Origin of the sequence: Caballeronia sp. (assembly GCF_049581465.1) — a bacterium.
GTDB lineage: Bacteria > Pseudomonadota > Gammaproteobacteria > Burkholderiales > Burkholderiaceae > Caballeronia.
Window position 1 is genome coordinate 1 of sequence record NZ_JBAUSA010000285.1, and the last position, 16,076, is coordinate 16,076.

The window sequence follows — 16,076 nt, forward strand, 5'->3', positions numbered from 1 at the left end:
TTGGCGTGTCGCCGGTCCGCCAGGCCGCCTCGTTCGGGCAGTCCAGGCGGCCTCGGCCAGCGACCGCAATCCCTGCTTGCTACGCCAGCGGACCTACTGCTTGTGCATTGGGTCGACAGCGCTTTGACGCGTCAAACGGACTGCTTTTTACTCTTTTTTAGCTGGTTTGAAGAAACAAGCAACGCCTGCTCTATGAGCCGGGCGCCGCCTTCACAACACAACATCTAGTGCAATTTACGTCTATGAGCACCAAGTATAGTGATAAACCGCACAGTCTCAAAAACTTTTATTTGAGCATGATTGCGTTGATGGGCTTGACTTTTGACATGCCAGAGTCGGGCAAGGGATAGCGCGCGATACGTGCCGCGATGCAATTCGGTCACGAGACCTTGGCGGGCATCGACGAGCTTTTGGCGGAGCAGGCAGAACCGGACGAGACAAGCCGATGTTCAAAAAGCGGGATTTGACGACGCCTGCCGCGCCCGGTCACTCATCGGCGAGATAAGGGAAGTACTTCGCCGCGAGCGCTGTATCGCGTTGGAGTCGCGGCCACTCGAAGTGCGGTCCCGGGTCGGTCTTGCGACCGGGCGCAATGTCCGAATGACCGGCGAGCGCTTCGATCGGATAACGCTTGGCAAGCGCTCGCACCACCTCATTGAGCGACGCATACTGGGCCGCTTCAAATGGGCATCGATCAGATCCTTCCAGCTCGATACCTACCGAGAAGTCATTGCATCGCTCGCGGCCGAGGAAGCTCGACACGCCCGCGTGCCACGCCCGCTCATTGCACGACACGTACTGTTCGACGGCGCCGTCGCGGCGAATCACGAAATGCGACGACACGCGCACGCCGCGCAGATGGTCGTAGTAAGGGTGAGCGTCGTGATCGAGACGATTCTGGAAGAATTCGGCGATCGCGTTGCCACCGAATTCATCGGGTGGAAGGCTGATGTTGTGAACCACGATGAGGGTCGGCTCGACCTGTTCCGGACGGGCTTCGAAATTCGGCGATGGCAAGCGTTGCGCCGTTGAATACCATCCGTCGCTGCCGATACCACCTGCGCTCATCGCGCGTCTTCTCCTGCCGGGCGAGCCGCGTGGCGCTGCGCATGATCGATGGAACAGAATCGATGCCCCGCGGCAACGACCGATTCACCGCGCGGGGTATGCACGCCGCACTCGGCGCAGCGCACAAGCGGATCGGGTAGCTGTGGCGCGTTGCTTGACGCGCGAGGACCGCTGGAGGGCGCCGTTCGCTGCCCTGCTTGCGGTCCGGTTTGCGGTCCGGTTTGAGGTCCCGTGTGAAGACCCGCCTGAGCGCGCCGCAGCTTTTTGAAAAACCACTGGCTCGCGAAGAATACAAATATCAGCAGAAGAAGTTGGCGCATGACGTGACTAAGAGAGGAGGCTTCGGCCCTAAGCCGGAAAATCAGACGACCGCGCGATGCAGCAGCACTTCGAACACGAAGCGGCTGCCCACATAGGCGAGCAACAACGCGGCGAACGAAGCCAGCACCCAGCGCAATGCGGCGCGCCCGCGCCAGCCCGACACACGCCGAGCGGTCAGGAGTGCGCCGAACATCAGCCACGAAAGAATGGCGAACACGGTCTTGTGATCCAGTTTGAACGCGCGATCGACGAGTTGTTCGTTGAACGCCACGCCCGACAAAAGCGTGAGCGTCAGCAACACGAACCCCGCCCCGATCAATCGAAACAGCAATTTTTCGAGCGTGAGAAGCGGCGGCAATGTGTCGAGCCAACTGGACAGCCAGCCATTGGACGCATGCCGCGCGACACCCCGCATGTTCTGCAGGCGCTTTTCCACCATCAGCATCAGGACGGCGTGAAGGGCGGCGATCGCGAACAATCCGTACGCAATGTTCGCGATCACGAAGTGCAGCTTGAACATGGGCGCGGCGGCATACGGGAGCACGCGCACGCCGCCGAATATAAGCGGCATGATCGACGCGACGCACGCAAGCGGCAGCACGAGAAGCCGCAAGCCATCGAGCGGGAAGAAGAAGCTTTCTATCCAGTAGATGCCCGCACCCAGCCAGAACATGGCGGAAAGCGCGAAGGCAAAACCGAACACCATCGCGTTCTGAGGAAAGATGGTGGTGTGCAGCAGGACGCCGTGCACCACCAGTGCGACACCCAGCAGCGCACGCCCGATCCCGCTCCCGCCCGACGCCCTCGACATCCGCTCCGACAATTGCGCGCCCGAGGGCATGCCGGCCAGCGCGGCAGCGGGCGCCAGATCACGATGAGCGCGCCATCCCGCTACGGCGAGGCCGCCGTAGAGAAGCACAGTGAGGGCATACAGTACAATATCCATGTTCGAAGTTTACACTAGGCCCTGAGGCCACGACGGCTTCCCCCTCCACCTTCGTATTGCGACGGATTGCGCGTTTCGTACTGCGCGCTTCGCATGGCGAGGCACGGAGGGCAGTCAGGACGTCGCCACCCGGCCGCATTCCCACACGCTCCCATGCTCGACACACTCACTACACGGATGGCGCGCGTCGTCAAGACGCTGCGCGGCGAAGCCCGGCTCACCGAGGCTAACACGCAGGAAATGCTGCGCGAAGTGCGCCTGGCGCTGCTCGAAGCCGACGTCGCGTTGCCCGTCGTGCGCGAATTTATCGCGAAGGTGAAGGAAAAGGCGCTGGGCGAGGAAGTTATTTCCAGCCTGTCCCCGGGCCAGGCGCTCGTCGGCGTCGTGCAGCGCGAACTGACGGCGATCATCGGCGGGGATTACGAGGGCAAGGCAGTCGAGTTGAACCTCGCCGTGACGCCGCCGGCGATCATCCTGATGGCCGGCCTGCAAGGCGCGGGTAAAACCACCACGACCGGCAAGCTCGCCAAATTGCTGCGCGAGAAGCACAAGAAGAAAGTGCTGACGGTTTCCGTCGACGTGTATCGCCCGGCCGCTATCGAGCAGTTGAAAACGGTGACGGAACAAGTCGGCGCGGATTTTTTCCCGTCGCAACCCGACCAGAAGCCCGCGGATATCGCGCGCGCGGCCGTGGACTGGGCGAAGCGCCACTATCACGACGTGCTGATCGTCGATACGGCCGGCCGTCTCGGTATCGACGAAGCCATGATGAAGGAGATCAGCGAGCTTCACGCAATCCTGAAGCCCGCTGAAACGCTGTTCGTGGTCGACGCCATGCTGGGCCAGGACGCGGTCAACACAGCGAAGGCATTTAGCGACGCCCTGCCGCTCACCGGCGTGGTGCTCACGAAGCTCGACGGCGATTCACGCGGCGGCGCAGCGTTGTCCGTGCGTCACGTGACCGGCAAGCCGATCAAGTTCGTTGGCGTCGCGGAAAAGCTCGACGGCCTGGAAGTTTTCCATCCGGACCGGATGGCGAACCGGATCCTCGGCATGGGCGACATTCTCGCGCTCGTCGAGGAAGCGCAGAAAGGCGTGGACGGCGCGGCCGCTCAAAAACTCGCCGACAAAGTCAAGAAAGGCGGCGATTTCGACCTGAACGACTTCCGCGCGCAACTGTCGCAGATGAAGAAAATGGGCGGTTTGTCATCGCTGATGGACAAGTTGCCGGCGCAATTCCAGCAAGCCGCCGCCGGCGCCAACATGGGCATGGCCGAACAGCAGATGCGCCGGATGGAAGGCATTATCAATTCGATGACGCTGCTGGAGCGCGCAAAGCCCGACCTGATCAAGGCGCAGCGCAAGCGCCGGATCGCGGCCGGCGCGGGTGTGCAGGTGCAGGAAGTCAACCGGATGCTGAATCAGTACGAGCAAATGCGCGGCATGATGAAAAAGCTGAAAGGCGGTAATCTGCAAAAAATGATGCGCGGCATGAAGGGCATGATGCCGGGCATGCGTTAAGTTTGTGATTTTTGAAGCCCGCGTTTTCCAGCCAGGAACGCGGGTTTATCATGGTGCGCTTGCCGCCACGTTTTTCGCGCCGCCCACTTCCAGTCTCACACGTCGCCGCCCTATGAATCGCGAAGAAGCACTCCACGTTTTAGAACACTCCGAAGAAATCGTGTCGGCGCAGGAGGTCAGCGCGTCGATTGAAAGGATGGCCAAGGCCATCGGCGCGGATGTGAGCGACGACTTTCCGCTGGTTTTATCGGTGATGGGCGGCGCGGCTGTCTTCACCGGCATGTTGCTGCCGCATCTCGACTTCCCGTTGGAGTTCGACTACATCCACTTGACGCGCTATCGGAACACGACCAAAGGCGGCGACAAGATGGAATGGCGCGTGGCGCCAGCGGAAGCGGTAAAAGATCGCGTAGTCCTCGTTCTCGACGACATTCTGGACGAAGGCGAGACCATGGCCGCTATCCGCGACCGCATCATGGCGATGGGTGCAAAGAAATTTCTCTCGGCCGTGCTATGCGAGAAAACGATCGAGAAGAGCAAACCGTTACGCCCGGACTTCTGCGGCTTCGAGGTTCCGGACCGCTACGTGTTCGGTTGCGGAATGGACGCGAAGGGATATTGGCGAAACCTGCCGACCATTCGGGCGCTGACCGAGGGCGCTTGAAGGGTCGAGTTCTTGAAGTTTCGCGTGATCAGCAAAAAAGCCGTTTCAACTGACGTTGAAACGGCTTTTTCTATTCTTGAATTGGCTATTGCTGAAGCTGATGCACGAAGGTCCGAATCCCGGCCAGGATCATTTCGACGGAAATAGCCACCAGCACCAATCCCATCAAACGCTCGAATGCGGTAACGGCGCGCTCGCCAAGCCAATGCTGGATCTTCTCCGCGAGCACCAGGACGATCGCGCTGACCAGCATGGTGATCGTCAGCGCGCCGATCCATTCGAAGATCTGACCAGGCGATTGCGATGTCAACAGCATCACCGTTGCCAGCGCCGAAGGCCCAGCGATCGCCGGAATCGCCAGCGGCACGATAAACGGCTCACCACCGCGCGAATCGCCGCCCATGAGGCCATCGGGATGCGGAAAGATCATTCGCAACGCGATCAGGAACAGTACGATCCCGCCGCCTAGCCGCAACGACAAATCCGTCAGGCTCATCGCACGCAGAAAGCGGTCGCCGGCCACCATGAACAGCAGCAGGATGCCGTACGCGATCCCGACTTCACGCAGGATCACGATCCGCCGCCGTTCCTTCGCAACACCGCGCAACGCGTTGATGAAAAGCGGAATGTTGCCGAGCGGATCGGTGATCAACACGAGCAGTATCGTGGCAGACAAAAAGTTGTACTGCACGACTACTTCGCCAGCGCGGCTCGCACCTTTTCGATTACGACGTTGGCGGCGTCATCGACGGGTAGCAGCGTGGCTTCGGAATCGCGACGCCCCTGATATTCAAGCTTGCCGTCCTTCAGCCCACGATCGCCGATCACCAGCCGATGCGGCACCCCAATCAGTTCCCAGTCGGCGAACATCACGCCCGGACGCTCGCCGCGATCGTCAAGGATCACGTCGATACCTGCAGCCAGCAACGTGGCGTAGAGCTTGTCGGCCTCCGCGCGAACGGCTTCGCTGCGGTCGTAGCCCATCGGGCACAGGACGACTTCGAACGGCGCGATTGCTTCGGGCCAGATGATGCCCTTGTCGTCGAAATTCTGTTCGATCGCCGCACCCAGGATCCGCGTGATGCCGATGCCGTAACAGCCCATTTGCATGCGCGCGGGCTTGCCGTTTTCATCGAGAAACGTGGCGTTCATCGACTCCGAATACTTGGTGCCGAGCTGGAAAACATGCCCGACTTCAATACCGCGGCAGATCGCAAGCGTGCCCTTCCCATCCGGCGATGGATCGCCCGCGAGGACATTGCGGATGTCGGCGACTTCCGGTTCCGGCAGGTCGCGGCCCCAGTTCACACCGGTAATGTGGAAGTCCACCTCGTTCGCGCCGACCACGAAGTCGCTCATGTTCGCGACCGTGCGGTCCGCGATCACCTTGACCGGCTTCTTCGTGCCAATCGGGCCGAGATATCCGGGCGGCGTGCCGAATGTATCGACAATTTCGGCTTCGGTGGCAAATCGATAATTCGCGAGACCCGGCAGCTTGATCGTCTTGATGTCGTTCAGCGAGTGGTCGCCGCGCAGCATCAATAGCCAGATGGTCGCTTCCGCACCTTCGTTTTCGGTCGCGAGAACGATCGACTTGATCGTCCGTTGCAACGGAATGCCCAGCAAATCTGCGACGGCCTCACACTTCGCCTTGCCCGGCGTCGCGGTCTTCTTCATTTCCTCCGCAGGCGCGGCGCGCGTGGCGTTGAGCGGCAACGCCTCCGCAGCTTCCACGTTGGCGGCGTAATCCGACGTCGGGCAATACGCGATCGCGTCCTCGCCCGTGTCCGCGATCACGTGAAACTCGTGCGAACCACTGCCGCCGATCGAACCGTTATCGGCTGCGACCGCGCGAAATTCGAGGCCAATACGCGTAAATACACGCACATAGGCATCGAACATCTTGCCGTAGGTTTTAGCCAGACCCGCCTGGTCGCGGTCAAACGAATACGCGTCCTTCATGATGAATTCGCGACCGCGCATCACGCCGAAGCGCGGACGGATTTCGTCGCGGAACTTGGTTTGGATCTGATAGAAGTTCACCGGCAACTGCCGATAGCTCTTGATCTCGCGACGCGCGATATCCGTAACCACTTCTTCGTGCGTCGGCCCCACCACGAAATCGCGTTGTTGGCGGTCCTTCAAACGCAAAAGTTCGGGTCCGTACTGTTCCCAGCGGCCCGATTCCTGCCAGAGCTCGGCCGGCTGCACGGCAGGCATCAGCAGTTCGAGCGCGTCGGCCCGGTTCATTTCTTCGCGCACGATGGCCTCCACCTTGCGGATGGAACGCAGGCCAACTGGCAGATAACTATAGATGCCCCCTGCCACGCGACGAATCATGCCGGCGCGCATCATCAACTGGTGGCTGACGATTTCGGCGTCTGTGGGAGCTTCTTTCAGGGTGCCGATAAAGAAACGAGATGCTTTCATTCAGAAATTTTTCCAAAGCGGGAGCTCGCCGATTGAATGGGCAATGCCCATTGGACGCGCGAAACGGATAGAACGATTGAATGACGGGACGGCGATCAAGCGCGGAGTAAATTCTTCCACGACTCGTTCGTCACGCGAAACGAACGCCCGAATTCGGGTTCGTGCCGGTGCGCCAGCCCCGTTATCTGTTTATAATCAAAGCAATTTTAAAGGATTCGAAGGTGGTTGTATGCTGGATCGTGAAGGCTTTCGCCCGAACGTCGGCATCATCCTCTTGAACGCGAGCAATGAGGTGTTTTGGGGCAAACGGCTGCGTGAACATTCCTGGCAGTTTCCGCAAGGGGGCATCAAGTACGGCGAGACCCCCGTGCAAGCGATGTATCGGGAGTTACACGAGGAGACCGGCTTGCTTCCGGAGCATGTCAAGGTCGTGGGTCGAACCCGCGACTGGTTGCGTTATGAGGTGCCGGACAAGTTCATCAAGCGCGAGGTGCGCGGGCACTATCGCGGGCAGAAACAGATTTGGTTTCTGCTACGCATGGTAGGCCGCGACTGTGACATTTGTTTGCGTGCGACTGATCATCCGGAATTCGATGCCTGGCGGTGGAATGAGTACTGGGTCCCGCTTGACGCGGTGATCGAGTTCAAGCGGGATGTGTATCAACTCGCGCTCACGGAGCTGTCGCGTTTTTTGCGGCGTGCGACCGTGCGTGCCGAGCGCGCGGAGCGAATGGCGCATCATGGGCCGCGTTATCCGCGCATGGTTCAGACCATGACGATCGAGGTGCCGTCTGTTTCTGCTGGCGGGAGTGTCGTTGAGGCAGAATGCTCGGTGACTGAAGAGCTGCATATTTACGCGCAACGTCCATCGAGTGACTAGGACGTTGTCTTTAAGAAGCGGCGGCGCGACAGCGTACGCCGCTTTTTTTGTGTTTTGTGTTGGTAGCCACTGCGTTGGCCGGTGCACTGCCAGGTGAACCGCCAGGTGCACTGATGTCAGGCAGCCGCTTGTGTATCAACCCCGGGAAATGAAGAATTGAAAGCTATTGCATTGTTCGCGGTATCCGCCACAGCCGTTACTGTGCTTGCCGGTTGCGGCAGTTCTAAACCGTCCAACCAGCCCGACAGCGCGTTTGTCTATTTGATGGACCGCCAGTCGACCTGGGTCGAGAACAAGGTCGACACGATGCCTGCGCTTCCGCAGGACGCGAATTTGCAGGGCTTTACGGTTTCGCAGAATACGCCGCTCACTTTTTCCATCGACAAGAACTCGCTCACAGTCGGCGACGACGGCGTGGTCCGGTACACCGTCGTGGTGACGAGCCCGGCCGGCGCGCGCAATGTGAATTACGAGGGAATTCGCTGCGATACGTACGAATGGCGGCTGTACGCGACTATTGAAGAAGATCAGAAGGGTTGGGATCGTACGGTGGCGAACGATTTCCGTCGCATCCAGAACGGCGAGTTGAACGCGTATCACGCCGCGCTGTACCAGGATTACTTCTGCGCGAACAAGCTACCAACGGGATCGGCGAGCCAGATTCTCTCGAATATGAAGTACGGGCGCACGGCGACTTCGACCAACTCGTATAAGTGAGGGAGCTGCGCTTGGGGGTAGAGGGTGGTGGGCGCCCTAACCCCTTCCCTTCTCAGGCTAAGACCAGATTGTCCCGATGAATCAACTCGGGTTCGAGCATATAGCCGAGCACCGTTTCAATCTCCCCGCTGGGCCGTCGCTGGATCAGCCGCGCTTCGGAACTGCTGTAGTTCGTGATGCCGCGCGCCACTTCCTGACCGCCCCGACTCATGCACGCGATCACTTCGCCACGCGCGAAAGCGCCTTGCACATCGACAACACCAATCGGCAGCAAGCTCTTTCCGCCTCCAGTGAGCTTTTCGACCGCGCCTTCGTCGATCACGACATGCCCACGCACCTGCAAATGATCCGCCATCCATTGCTTGCGCGCCGCGATGCGCGCAGTGCGCGCGATCAATTGGGTGCCGATCATTTCGCCAGAAGCCAGCCGCGTCAGGACATCCGACTCCCGCCCGCTCGCGATCACCGTGTTCGCTCCACTGTGCGCCGCGCGCTTGGCCGCCAGTATCTTGGTCAGCATGCCGCCGCGGCCCAGACTCGATCCAGCGCCGCCCGCCATGCTTTCTAGTTCCGGCGTACCCGCATCGGCTTGTTCGACGAGTGTAGCCGTCGGATCGCGGCGCGGATCGGCGGTGAAAAGGCCACGCTGATCGGTGAGAATAATCAGCGCATCGCCTTCTATTAGATTTGCCACCAGCGCGCCAAGGGTGTCGTTATCGCCGAACTTGATTTCATCGGTGATGACGGTGTCGTTTTCGTTGATGATCGGCACGCACCCAAGACGCAGCAAGGTCAACAGCGTGGAGCGCGCATTCAGATACCGTTCGCGATCGGCAAGATCTGCGTGCGTCAGGAGAATTTGCGCGGTGCGGATACCGTGCTTGCCGAAACTGCTCTCGTACACCTGCGCCAAACCCATTTGCCCAACGGCGGCGGCGGCCTGCAATTCATCGATTTCGCGTGGCCGCTTGGTCCAGCCCAGCCGATGAATCCCCTCGGCAATCGCGCCCGAACTCACGAGCACGACTTCCTTGCCCTGCGCGCGCAACGCCGCAATCTGCGAGGCCCAGCGGGCGATGGCCGCGTGATCCAGGCCGCGTCCGTCATTCGTGACAAGGCTCGATCCCACTTTGACGACGAGTCGCTTTGAAGAGGCTATGACGGAACGCATCTGACGCATTTCTCCTGAATGAATCACGAACCTGCTGCTTATTCTTTGTCTTCGTCTTCGTCGTCTTCTTCAACTTCAGGAGCCGGGGGCGGCGGCGCGACTGTTTCGTCGCGGAAACGAACGTCGGCGGCAAGATCTTCCGCTTCTGCAGCCCGCGACGCGTCCGAGTTCTTCGAGATGTAATCGAAGATGGCGTAAGTCAGGCTTTCGCAACCCTGCCCTGTCAGCGCCGAAATTTCGAACACCGGGCCGTCCCATTCGTATCGCTTGACGAAGTCGGCCACGCGCGCCTTGCGTTCGTCGTCCGGCACCATATCGAGCTTGTTCAGCACCAGCCAACGCGGCTTTTCATAAAGCGCTTCGTCGTATTTGCGTAATTCGTTGACGATGGCGCGTGCTTCCTGAACCGGATCGATGTTGTCGTCGAACGGTGCGAGATCCACCAGATGGAGCAACACGCCCGTGCGCTGCAAATGGCGCAGGAAGCGGTGGCCCAGGCCCGCGCCTTCCGCCGCGCCTTCGATCAAGCCAGGGATATCCGCGATCACGAAGCTCTTTTCCGGGCCCACTCGCACCACGCCGAGATTCGGCGCGAGCGTGGTGAACGGATAGTCGGCGATCTTCGGCCGTGCGTTGGATACTGACGAGATAAAGGTCGATTTGCCGGCGTTTGGCATGCCGAGCAGACCGACATCGGCGAGGACTTTCAACTCGAGGCGCAGCATGCGGCGATCGCCGGGCTTGCCTTCGGTCTTCTGACGCGGCGCGCGATTCGTGCTCGACTTGAAGTGCAGATTGCCCAGGCCGCCCGCGCCGCCATGCGCGATCAGCACGCTTTGGTTGTGCTCGGTCAGATCGGCGATCAACTCGCCCGTTTCCGTATCCGCGATGATCGTGCCGACCGGCATGCGCAGGATAATGTCGTCGCCGCCCTTGCCGTAGCAGTCCGCGCCGCGACCATTTTCGCCGTTGCGCGCCTGGTGTTTCTTCGCGTACCGGTAATCGATCAACGTGTTGATATTACGGTCGGCCACAGCATAGACGCTGCCACCGCGACCGCCGTCGCCGCCGTCCGGGCCGCCGAACGGGACAAACTTCTCGCGCCGCATCGACGCGCTGCCATCACCTCCGTCGCCGGCGATGACTTCAATTCTCGCTTCGTCAATGAACTTCATGAGTTGCTCCGTCCCGTGTTTCAGCGGTGTTCCGCTATTTTGCCGCGACCAGCCGATGCTGGTCACGCGCTACTAGTAACTAATATCCGATGCCAATAAAAAAAGCCCCGCGAACTTCGCGGGGCCTTTTCCGGTCCTGAAGCCCGTGCCTTGATGAACCTTAGGCAGCCGGGACGACGTTGACCAGATGCTTCTTTGCTGCGCCCTTCGTGCAAAACGTGACGTGACCGTCAGTCAGCGCAAACAAGGTGTGATCCTTGCCCATGCCGACGTTTTCGCCCGGGTGCATGCGCGTGCCGCGCTGGCGAACGATGATGCCGCCTGCGTTGACAGCCTGGCCGCCATAAACCTTCACGCCGAGGCGCTTTGATTCAGAGTCGCGACCATTGCGGGATGACCCGCCTGCTTTTTTGTGTGCCATTTAATAGCTCCTTGACCGTTTAGCTTAATCGACTCGACGACGCTTACGCGGCGTTGATTGCGTCGATACGCAGTTCGGTATAGTTCTGGCGATGGCCAGCGTGCTTTTGGTAGTGCTTCCGGCGACGCATCTTGAAGATCGTAACCTTCTTATGACGACCCTGGGACACGACGGTAGCTATGACGGAAGCCCCACTGACCAGCGGTGCACCGAACTGAATCGATTCACCTTCGCCTACTGCGAGAACCTGGTCGAGCGTGATTTCAGCGTCAATGTCTGCCGGTATCTGTTCTACTTTCAATTTTTCGCCGACAGCAACCTTATACTGCTTGCCACCGGTTTTTATGACCGCGTACATTGAGAACCTCACTCTGAATTCATTTTTCCGCACACCGTGCGCGAAAACGCGTGATTATACAGAGAGTTAGGCGCGCAGTCAAAGCTCCCGTTCATCGCGAAAAGGAGCGCCTCCGTTCACGCGTGCTGCAAGCCGCATGCGCCGATATCCTGATTTCGCCGTCGAAGTAGGGCCATAGAGGCTGGATGCAAGGCGGCCAGACGCGCTAAACGGCGTTGAGCGGCCGATTCGCCTTATAATTCGCGGCACTATCCTAATTGCCGATCATGTCGTCCACTGCCATTTCCTCCCCAAACGCCGCCAACGTGCTCGAGCCTATCGCCGAGGACATGCAGCAGGTCAATCGCGTCATCCGGCAGCGCCTGGCATCCGAAGTGATGCTGATCAACCAGATTTCCGAGTACATCATCGGCGCTGGCGGCAAGCGCCTGCGGCCCGCGCTGTTGTTGCTCGTGTCCGGCGCACTCGGCGACACGACCGGGCATCGCCATGAACTGGCGGCCGTTGTCGAGTTCATCCATACGGCTACGCTGCTGCACGATGACGTCGTCGACGAATCCGATCTCCGGCGCGGCCGCAAAACCGCCAACGCGTTATTTGGCAACGCGGCGAGCGTGCTGGTCGGCGACTTTCTATATTCGCGCTCGTTCGAGATGATGGTGGGCGTGGGCAAGATGCGCGTGATGGAGATCTTGTCGGTCGCGACCAATGTGATCTCCGAAGGCGAAGTGCTGCAGTTGCTCAACATGCACGACCCGGATGTAGACGAAGCGCGCTACATGCAGGTGATTCGCTACAAGACGGCGAAGCTGTTCGAAGCGGCGGCGCAACTCGGTGCAGTGCTGTCCGGCTCCGATCCCAAGACCGAAGCGGCGGCGGCGGAGTTCGGCAGGCGTATCGGCACGGCATTCCAGATCATGGACGACTGGCTCGACTACACAGGCACGGCGGAGTCCATGGGCAAGAACGCCGGCGACGACCTGCGCGAAGGCAAACCAACTTTGCCGCTTATCTATTTGATGGAGCATGGCTCCGCCGAACAGGCGGCGCTCGCGCGGGAAGCGATCGAGCACGGCGGCACCGACAAATTCGACACCATCTTCGAAGCAATCACGAAGTCGGGCGCACTTGATCACACGTTGAAATGCGCGCGGCACGAAGCACAAGCGGCCGCGAATGCAATTTCCTCGTTTCCGGATTCCATTTTCAAAGATAGCCTGCTGGAACTGTGTTCTTACTCGACGGCGAGACAGTCCTGAGAAGGATACGAACGGGACAGGAGTGAACATTTCGGGGTGTAGCTCAGCCAGACAGCGCACTAGGTCGTGACATTAACGACCGCATGCAAAAATGGGCGCACCCCGCCGTATTTCGCTTAACAATCCAGCGATCGCAATCCGCTGCGGTTAAATCAGCACTCCAGTAGACTGGGCAGTACATTAATTTGATTTAGTCTTGCGGATTTTATTTTACGATGGCCTCAACCGCGCCAGCAAATTAAAACCACTGCGCGATGCGACAGCCACAAAATAATATAAATAAATCCATCTATGGATTAGGCAATAGATTTATCGGGGCTTTAGCACGGCCAGATCCCATTCATTTCGTGACGGGACATGCACGATACGGACACGATCAAGCTCCTCGAATCCACCCTCGAGCCTCTTCCATGCCCTTATTCCCTCGGGGTGATACCAAATACTGACGATAAGTATCCCGTCGGGAGCAAGAGCGCGCGCGATTCGGCGAACATGTTTCTCAGGGGTTTTTAGGTAATACAGCATCTCGTTGAAGACAATGACGTCGAACACCCGCGAGGTTTCGAAAATAGAGGCATCGGCCACATCGAACTCCGCTCCTTGGAAGTTCGACCGGCGCGCCTGCTCGATGGCGACTGCCGAGAGATCGACACCGACATAGCTGGATATTCCAGCACTGGAAAGCCAATGTGCGAGGATACCCGAGCCACATCCGACGTCCAGGACGCGCGCCCCAGGTTTGAGGTGTTCGCAATACCCCGAAATCACACTGTACCGGCCGAACTCCTGTGTCGTGGATAGATAATCCCACTTGCCGGAGTCGTACTCCTGGTCCCACGTCTTATCCGAGATCACGGCCTCGCTCGGCGTCAGGATCCTGGCCTTGATCGCAGCGGGCGGGAGCCTATTAATCGGCGGCTTAAGGGATTTTCCAAGGACTATAAAATTATTTCGTCTCCTCTTAGTATTAAACATAGCGGCCTTCTAATATCGTATTTGGAAATCAACCAATCAACAACGCACGCGCATCAATATAAAACCAGCAAGCTGGTTATTCGCAATCAACTGTATCCGTTCGACCTTAGTACTTTGGGTAAATTCATAGCGCCCTACCAGTCAGCACGGTGATCTTCAAACGCCTGATTTCGTAGACATTTAGATCAAGTCACGCGACTCGTAACGTCGGCTTGCGCCGACACCCTGCAACGCCACCGGCGATTTGCCAGCAATATCCAGGCCCACTAGCGCGGGGAAGTCATCTTATATACCGCAACCGGCCTCGAACAATCAGGTATTGTTTTCTCGGTGAGGCTGACAATATGTTTAATCCGCGGTTTAATTGGTAGGGGTAAACCGTCACAGTGATAATGAAGCCAGACGAGCGCGAACTGCCTGAAACGCACCGAACAAAGACGGCAAATTAGCGTAGCTGGCGAGACGGTCTTCGATTGACCGTTCCGGAGCAGTCCATCTGGGCCCATCAACAGCGCTTCGAGGCAACCGGCAACCACGCAGTTAGGCGCGCTTGATCAGACGTTGAAATGCGGATGACAGGAGGCTCGAGCAGCCGCGACTGCAATTTCTTCGTTTCCGGATTCCATTTTCAAAAATAGCCTGCTAGAATCACATTCTTACTCGACGGCGAGTCAGTCCTGAAAAGGAAACGAACCGTACAGGAGTGAACATTCGGGGTGTAGCTTAGCCTGGTAGAGCGCTACGTTCGGGACGTAGAGGCCGGAGGTTCGAATCCTCTCACCCCGACCAGAATTCCCTTGGAAACTCAAGGCAAAAACCGCCCAGCTTGCTGGGCGGTTTTTCGTTAACGACGCCATCGGCAGAAGCCCCCCGTCAGCAACACCCGCTATAACATCGACACCCCGAGCAGCGCACCCACGCCATAAGTGAAGGCTGCGGCGATACAACCGATGGCGACTTGCCGCGCCGAGGAAAACCAAGGGCTTCGGCCGTTGAACAGCGACGTGACCACGCCGATGATCGCCAAGCCCAGGACACTCAGCGTGACGCTGGTCGCAATGCCAACGAGACCATGAAGCCAGAAAAAGGGCATGGCGGGAAATATTGCGCCCAACGTGAAGAGTCCAAAGGACGTCCCGGCCGCACTCCATGGATTGCCTCCAAGCTCGTCCGGGTCGATACCCAACTCTTCTCGCGTGAGCGTATCGAGCGCGTTGTCATGATTGCGCATTATCTGCTCGGCAACCCGATGCGCCTCGTCCTTATCAAGTCCCTTTGCCTGATAGATAAGCGCTAATTCCCGCTGCTCAGCCTCGGGCGTGTGCTCAAGTTCCTCAGCTTCGCGTGCGATTTGAGTCGTCGCAAGCTCCCTCGCATTAGTCACCGAAAGCCATTCGCCGAGCGCCATGGAACAAGCGCCGGCAATGAGACCCGCAAGCCCCGTCAGAAGAATGACTTTGTTGGAAGACCCGGCGCCAGCCACGCCCATGATGAGACAGAAGTTCGATACCAGGCCATCATTGGCGCCGAGCACGGCGGCCCGCAGATCATTGCCCGAAGCTCCCCGATGCCATGACTCCGCCCGGGCGATTTCCGCGCCCGTCACCCCCCCGGAGGAGCCTCTTTGCGCTGCTGCCGCCACGACCGCCGCATGACTGTGTTCATCGGCGGAAAGGCCCAGTGAATCCGGCTGGTTTGCATATTTGTCGCGGTCCGCGAACTCAGCGGCAGCCAGAGCCGGAAGAACGAACCGGGGGCCAAACCGACGTATGAACAAACGCAATGTACTTGTCTTGAACGACGCTCTGGCGACCGGCGCGCGGATACCTCGCTCCCGAAGCTTGGTGCGCCATAGTTCCGCATGCTCCCGTTCCGCCTGTGCCAACTGCAGGAAGACGTCGCGTCGGCCTGAGTTCGACTCTGCCGCCGCAAGTTCTTCATAGAGTGCGGCACCGTCCATTTCGTCCCGCAGGTTAGCGCGGAACCGTTTGACATCTTTCTTGTGGTCTTGTGTCATGAGCGCAGTGGTCCTAAGTGTCACCGCACGAGTGTAGGTGGTTCCCGTACCCACAGGACAAAGGCCCCACGCATGATTTTTGTTGCGAACAACAAGGGCACTCATTCGCACTTGCACTACGTTTGTTCCGCACCTGACGATGGCGTGGAAGGC

General features: G+C 59.0%; 16 protein-coding genes, 1 tRNA gene and 1 pseudogene. 7 read left to right on the forward strand and 11 right to left on the reverse strand.

Annotation, left to right across the window (positions count from 1 at the left end):
- Positions 1–486: 486 nt before the first annotated feature.
- From ampD to WCA53_RS07045, 3 genes are read right to left on the reverse strand one after another with little or no spacing between them, the layout of a single operon-like run.
- Positions 487–1,068: a 1,6-anhydro-N-acetylmuramyl-L-alanine amidase AmpD gene (gene ampD, locus WCA53_RS07035; protein WP_423907331.1), complete on the reverse strand. Its 582-nt coding sequence runs from the start codon at positions 1,066–1,068 to the stop codon at positions 487–489.
- Complete coding sequence (locus WCA53_RS07040) at positions 1,065–1,388, reverse strand: PP0621 family protein (RefSeq protein ID WP_423907333.1); 324 nt, start codon at positions 1,386–1,388, stop codon at positions 1,065–1,067. Before WCA53_RS07040 ends, ampD begins: the two co-directional genes overlap by 4 nt.
- A gap of 41 nt (positions 1,389–1,429) precedes the next feature.
- Entirely contained in the window at positions 1,430–2,335 is a 906-nt protein-coding gene (locus WCA53_RS07045; RefSeq protein WP_423907335.1) for a cytochrome C assembly family protein, read from the reverse strand.
- A 153-nt stretch (positions 2,336–2,488) separates the two neighbouring features.
- Between WCA53_RS07045 and ffh the strand changes: the two genes are divergently transcribed.
- The gene (gene ffh, locus WCA53_RS07050; protein WP_423907337.1) at positions 2,489–3,856 is read left to right on the forward strand and encodes a signal recognition particle protein; all 1,368 of its coding nucleotides are present in this window, start codon (positions 2,489–2,491) and stop codon (positions 3,854–3,856) included.
- 112 nt (positions 3,857–3,968) lie between these two features.
- Entirely contained in the window at positions 3,969–4,520 is a 552-nt protein-coding gene (locus WCA53_RS07055) for a hypoxanthine-guanine phosphoribosyltransferase (RefSeq protein ID WP_423907339.1), read from the forward strand.
- Positions 4,521–4,605: 85 nt separating this feature from the next.
- Here WCA53_RS07055 and WCA53_RS07060 read toward each other — a convergent pair whose 3' ends face one another.
- Positions 4,606–5,211, reverse strand: a complete 606-nt coding sequence (locus tag WCA53_RS07060; RefSeq protein ID WP_423907341.1) for a MarC family protein — start codon at positions 5,209–5,211, stop codon at positions 4,606–4,608.
- Between the two features lie 2 nt (positions 5,212–5,213).
- A complete protein-coding gene (locus tag WCA53_RS07065; protein WP_423907344.1) occupies positions 5,214–6,950 on the reverse strand; it encodes a proline--tRNA ligase in 1,737 nt (578 codons plus the stop codon).
- Between the two features lie 229 nt (positions 6,951–7,179).
- Between WCA53_RS07065 and WCA53_RS07070 the strand changes: the two genes are divergently transcribed.
- On the forward strand, positions 7,180–7,830 hold the full coding sequence (locus WCA53_RS07070) for an RNA pyrophosphohydrolase (RefSeq protein ID WP_423907386.1): 651 nt from the start codon (positions 7,180–7,182) through the stop codon (positions 7,828–7,830).
- 156 nt (positions 7,831–7,986) lie between these two features.
- Entirely contained in the window at positions 7,987–8,547 is a 561-nt protein-coding gene (locus WCA53_RS07075; RefSeq protein ID WP_423907346.1) for a CNP1-like family protein, read from the forward strand.
- 52 nt (positions 8,548–8,599) lie between these two features.
- On the opposite strand, the gene proB is transcribed toward WCA53_RS07075, so the two are convergent.
- The 4 genes from proB to rplU all read right to left on the reverse strand — a co-directional run bounded on the left by proB (position 8,600) and on the right by rplU (position 11,672).
- A complete protein-coding gene (gene proB, locus WCA53_RS07080) occupies positions 8,600–9,718 on the reverse strand; it encodes a glutamate 5-kinase (protein WP_423907348.1) in 1,119 nt (372 codons plus the stop codon).
- 38 nt (positions 9,719–9,756) lie between these two features.
- Positions 9,757–10,893 (reverse strand): Obg family GTPase CgtA, encoded by a 1,137-nt coding sequence (cgtA, locus tag WCA53_RS07085; protein WP_423907350.1) that lies wholly within the window; start codon positions 10,891–10,893, stop codon positions 9,757–9,759.
- Positions 10,894–11,053: 160 nt separating this feature from the next.
- Entirely contained in the window at positions 11,054–11,314 is a 261-nt protein-coding gene (rpmA, locus tag WCA53_RS07090; protein ID WP_423907352.1) for a 50S ribosomal protein L27, read from the reverse strand.
- 43 nt (positions 11,315–11,357) lie between these two features.
- Positions 11,358–11,672 carry a 50S ribosomal protein L21 gene (rplU, locus tag WCA53_RS07095; protein WP_031360733.1) on the reverse strand — a complete coding sequence of 105 codons (315 nt, stop codon included), beginning with the start codon at positions 11,670–11,672 and terminating at the stop codon, positions 11,358–11,360.
- A 266-nt stretch (positions 11,673–11,938) separates the two neighbouring features.
- Here rplU and WCA53_RS07100 point away from each other — a divergent pair, with 266 nt between their 5' ends.
- Positions 11,939–12,931, forward strand: coding sequence for a polyprenyl synthetase family protein (locus tag WCA53_RS07100; RefSeq protein ID WP_423907356.1), 993 nt, complete (start codon positions 11,939–11,941; stop codon positions 12,929–12,931).
- Positions 12,932–13,240: 309 nt separating this feature from the next.
- On the opposite strand, the gene WCA53_RS07105 is transcribed toward WCA53_RS07100, so the two are convergent.
- Entirely contained in the window at positions 13,241–13,906 is a 666-nt protein-coding gene (locus tag WCA53_RS07105; protein ID WP_423907359.1) for a class I SAM-dependent methyltransferase, read from the reverse strand.
- 528 nt (positions 13,907–14,434) lie between these two features.
- On the opposite strand from WCA53_RS07105, the pseudogene WCA53_RS07110 reads away from it, so the two are divergent.
- Both WCA53_RS07110 and WCA53_RS07115 read left to right on the forward strand, forming a co-directional pair.
- Positions 14,435–14,587: pseudogene (locus WCA53_RS07110) on the forward strand (octaprenyl diphosphate synthase); the annotation flags it as partial.
- Between the two features lie 31 nt (positions 14,588–14,618).
- A tRNA-Pro gene (locus WCA53_RS07115) sits at positions 14,619–14,695 on the forward strand.
- 97 nt (positions 14,696–14,792) lie between these two features.
- On the opposite strand, the gene WCA53_RS07120 is transcribed toward WCA53_RS07115, so the two are convergent.
- Positions 14,793–15,866: a VIT1/CCC1 transporter family protein gene (locus WCA53_RS07120; protein WP_423907389.1), complete on the reverse strand. Its 1,074-nt coding sequence runs from the start codon at positions 15,864–15,866 to the stop codon at positions 14,793–14,795.
- Positions 15,867–16,076: the final 210 nt, after the last annotated feature.

Bases quoted from the DNA above. Each gene is read 5' to 3' on its own strand.
- proB (WP_423907348.1), bottom strand. From the start codon at position 9,718: ATGCGTTCCGTCATAGCCTCTTCAAAGCGACTCGTCGTCAAAGTGGGA.
- ffh (WP_423907337.1), top strand. From the start codon at position 2,489: ATGCTCGACACACTCACTACACGGATGGCGCGCGTCGTCAAGACGCTG.
- WCA53_RS07045 (WP_423907335.1), bottom strand. From the start codon at position 2,335: ATGGATATTGTACTGTATGCCCTCACTGTGCTTCTCTACGGCGGCCTC.
- WCA53_RS07105 (WP_423907359.1), bottom strand. From the start codon at position 13,906: ATGTTTAATACTAAGAGGAGACGAAATAATTTTATAGTCCTTGGAAAA.
- ampD (WP_423907331.1), bottom strand. From the start codon at position 1,068: ATGAGCGCAGGTGGTATCGGCAGCGACGGATGGTATTCAACGGCGCAA.
- WCA53_RS07055 (WP_423907339.1), top strand. From the start codon at position 3,969: ATGAATCGCGAAGAAGCACTCCACGTTTTAGAACACTCCGAAGAAATC.
- WCA53_RS07100 (WP_423907356.1), top strand. From the start codon at position 11,939: ATGTCGTCCACTGCCATTTCCTCCCCAAACGCCGCCAACGTGCTCGAG.
- WCA53_RS07120 (WP_423907389.1), bottom strand. From the start codon at position 15,866: ATGGACGGTGCCGCACTCTATGAAGAACTTGCGGCGGCAGAGTCGAAC.
- rpmA (WP_423907352.1), bottom strand. From the start codon at position 11,314: ATGGCACACAAAAAAGCAGGCGGGTCATCCCGCAATGGTCGCGACTCT.
- WCA53_RS07065 (WP_423907344.1), bottom strand. From the start codon at position 6,950: ATGAAAGCATCTCGTTTCTTTATCGGCACCCTGAAAGAAGCTCCCACA.
- cgtA (WP_423907350.1), bottom strand. From the start codon at position 10,893: ATGAAGTTCATTGACGAAGCGAGAATTGAAGTCATCGCCGGCGACGGA.
- WCA53_RS07070 (WP_423907386.1), top strand. From the start codon at position 7,180: ATGCTGGATCGTGAAGGCTTTCGCCCGAACGTCGGCATCATCCTCTTG.
- WCA53_RS07040 (WP_423907333.1), bottom strand. From the start codon at position 1,388: ATGCGCCAACTTCTTCTGCTGATATTTGTATTCTTCGCGAGCCAGTGG.
- rplU (WP_031360733.1), bottom strand. From the start codon at position 11,672: ATGTACGCGGTCATAAAAACCGGTGGCAAGCAGTATAAGGTTGCTGTC.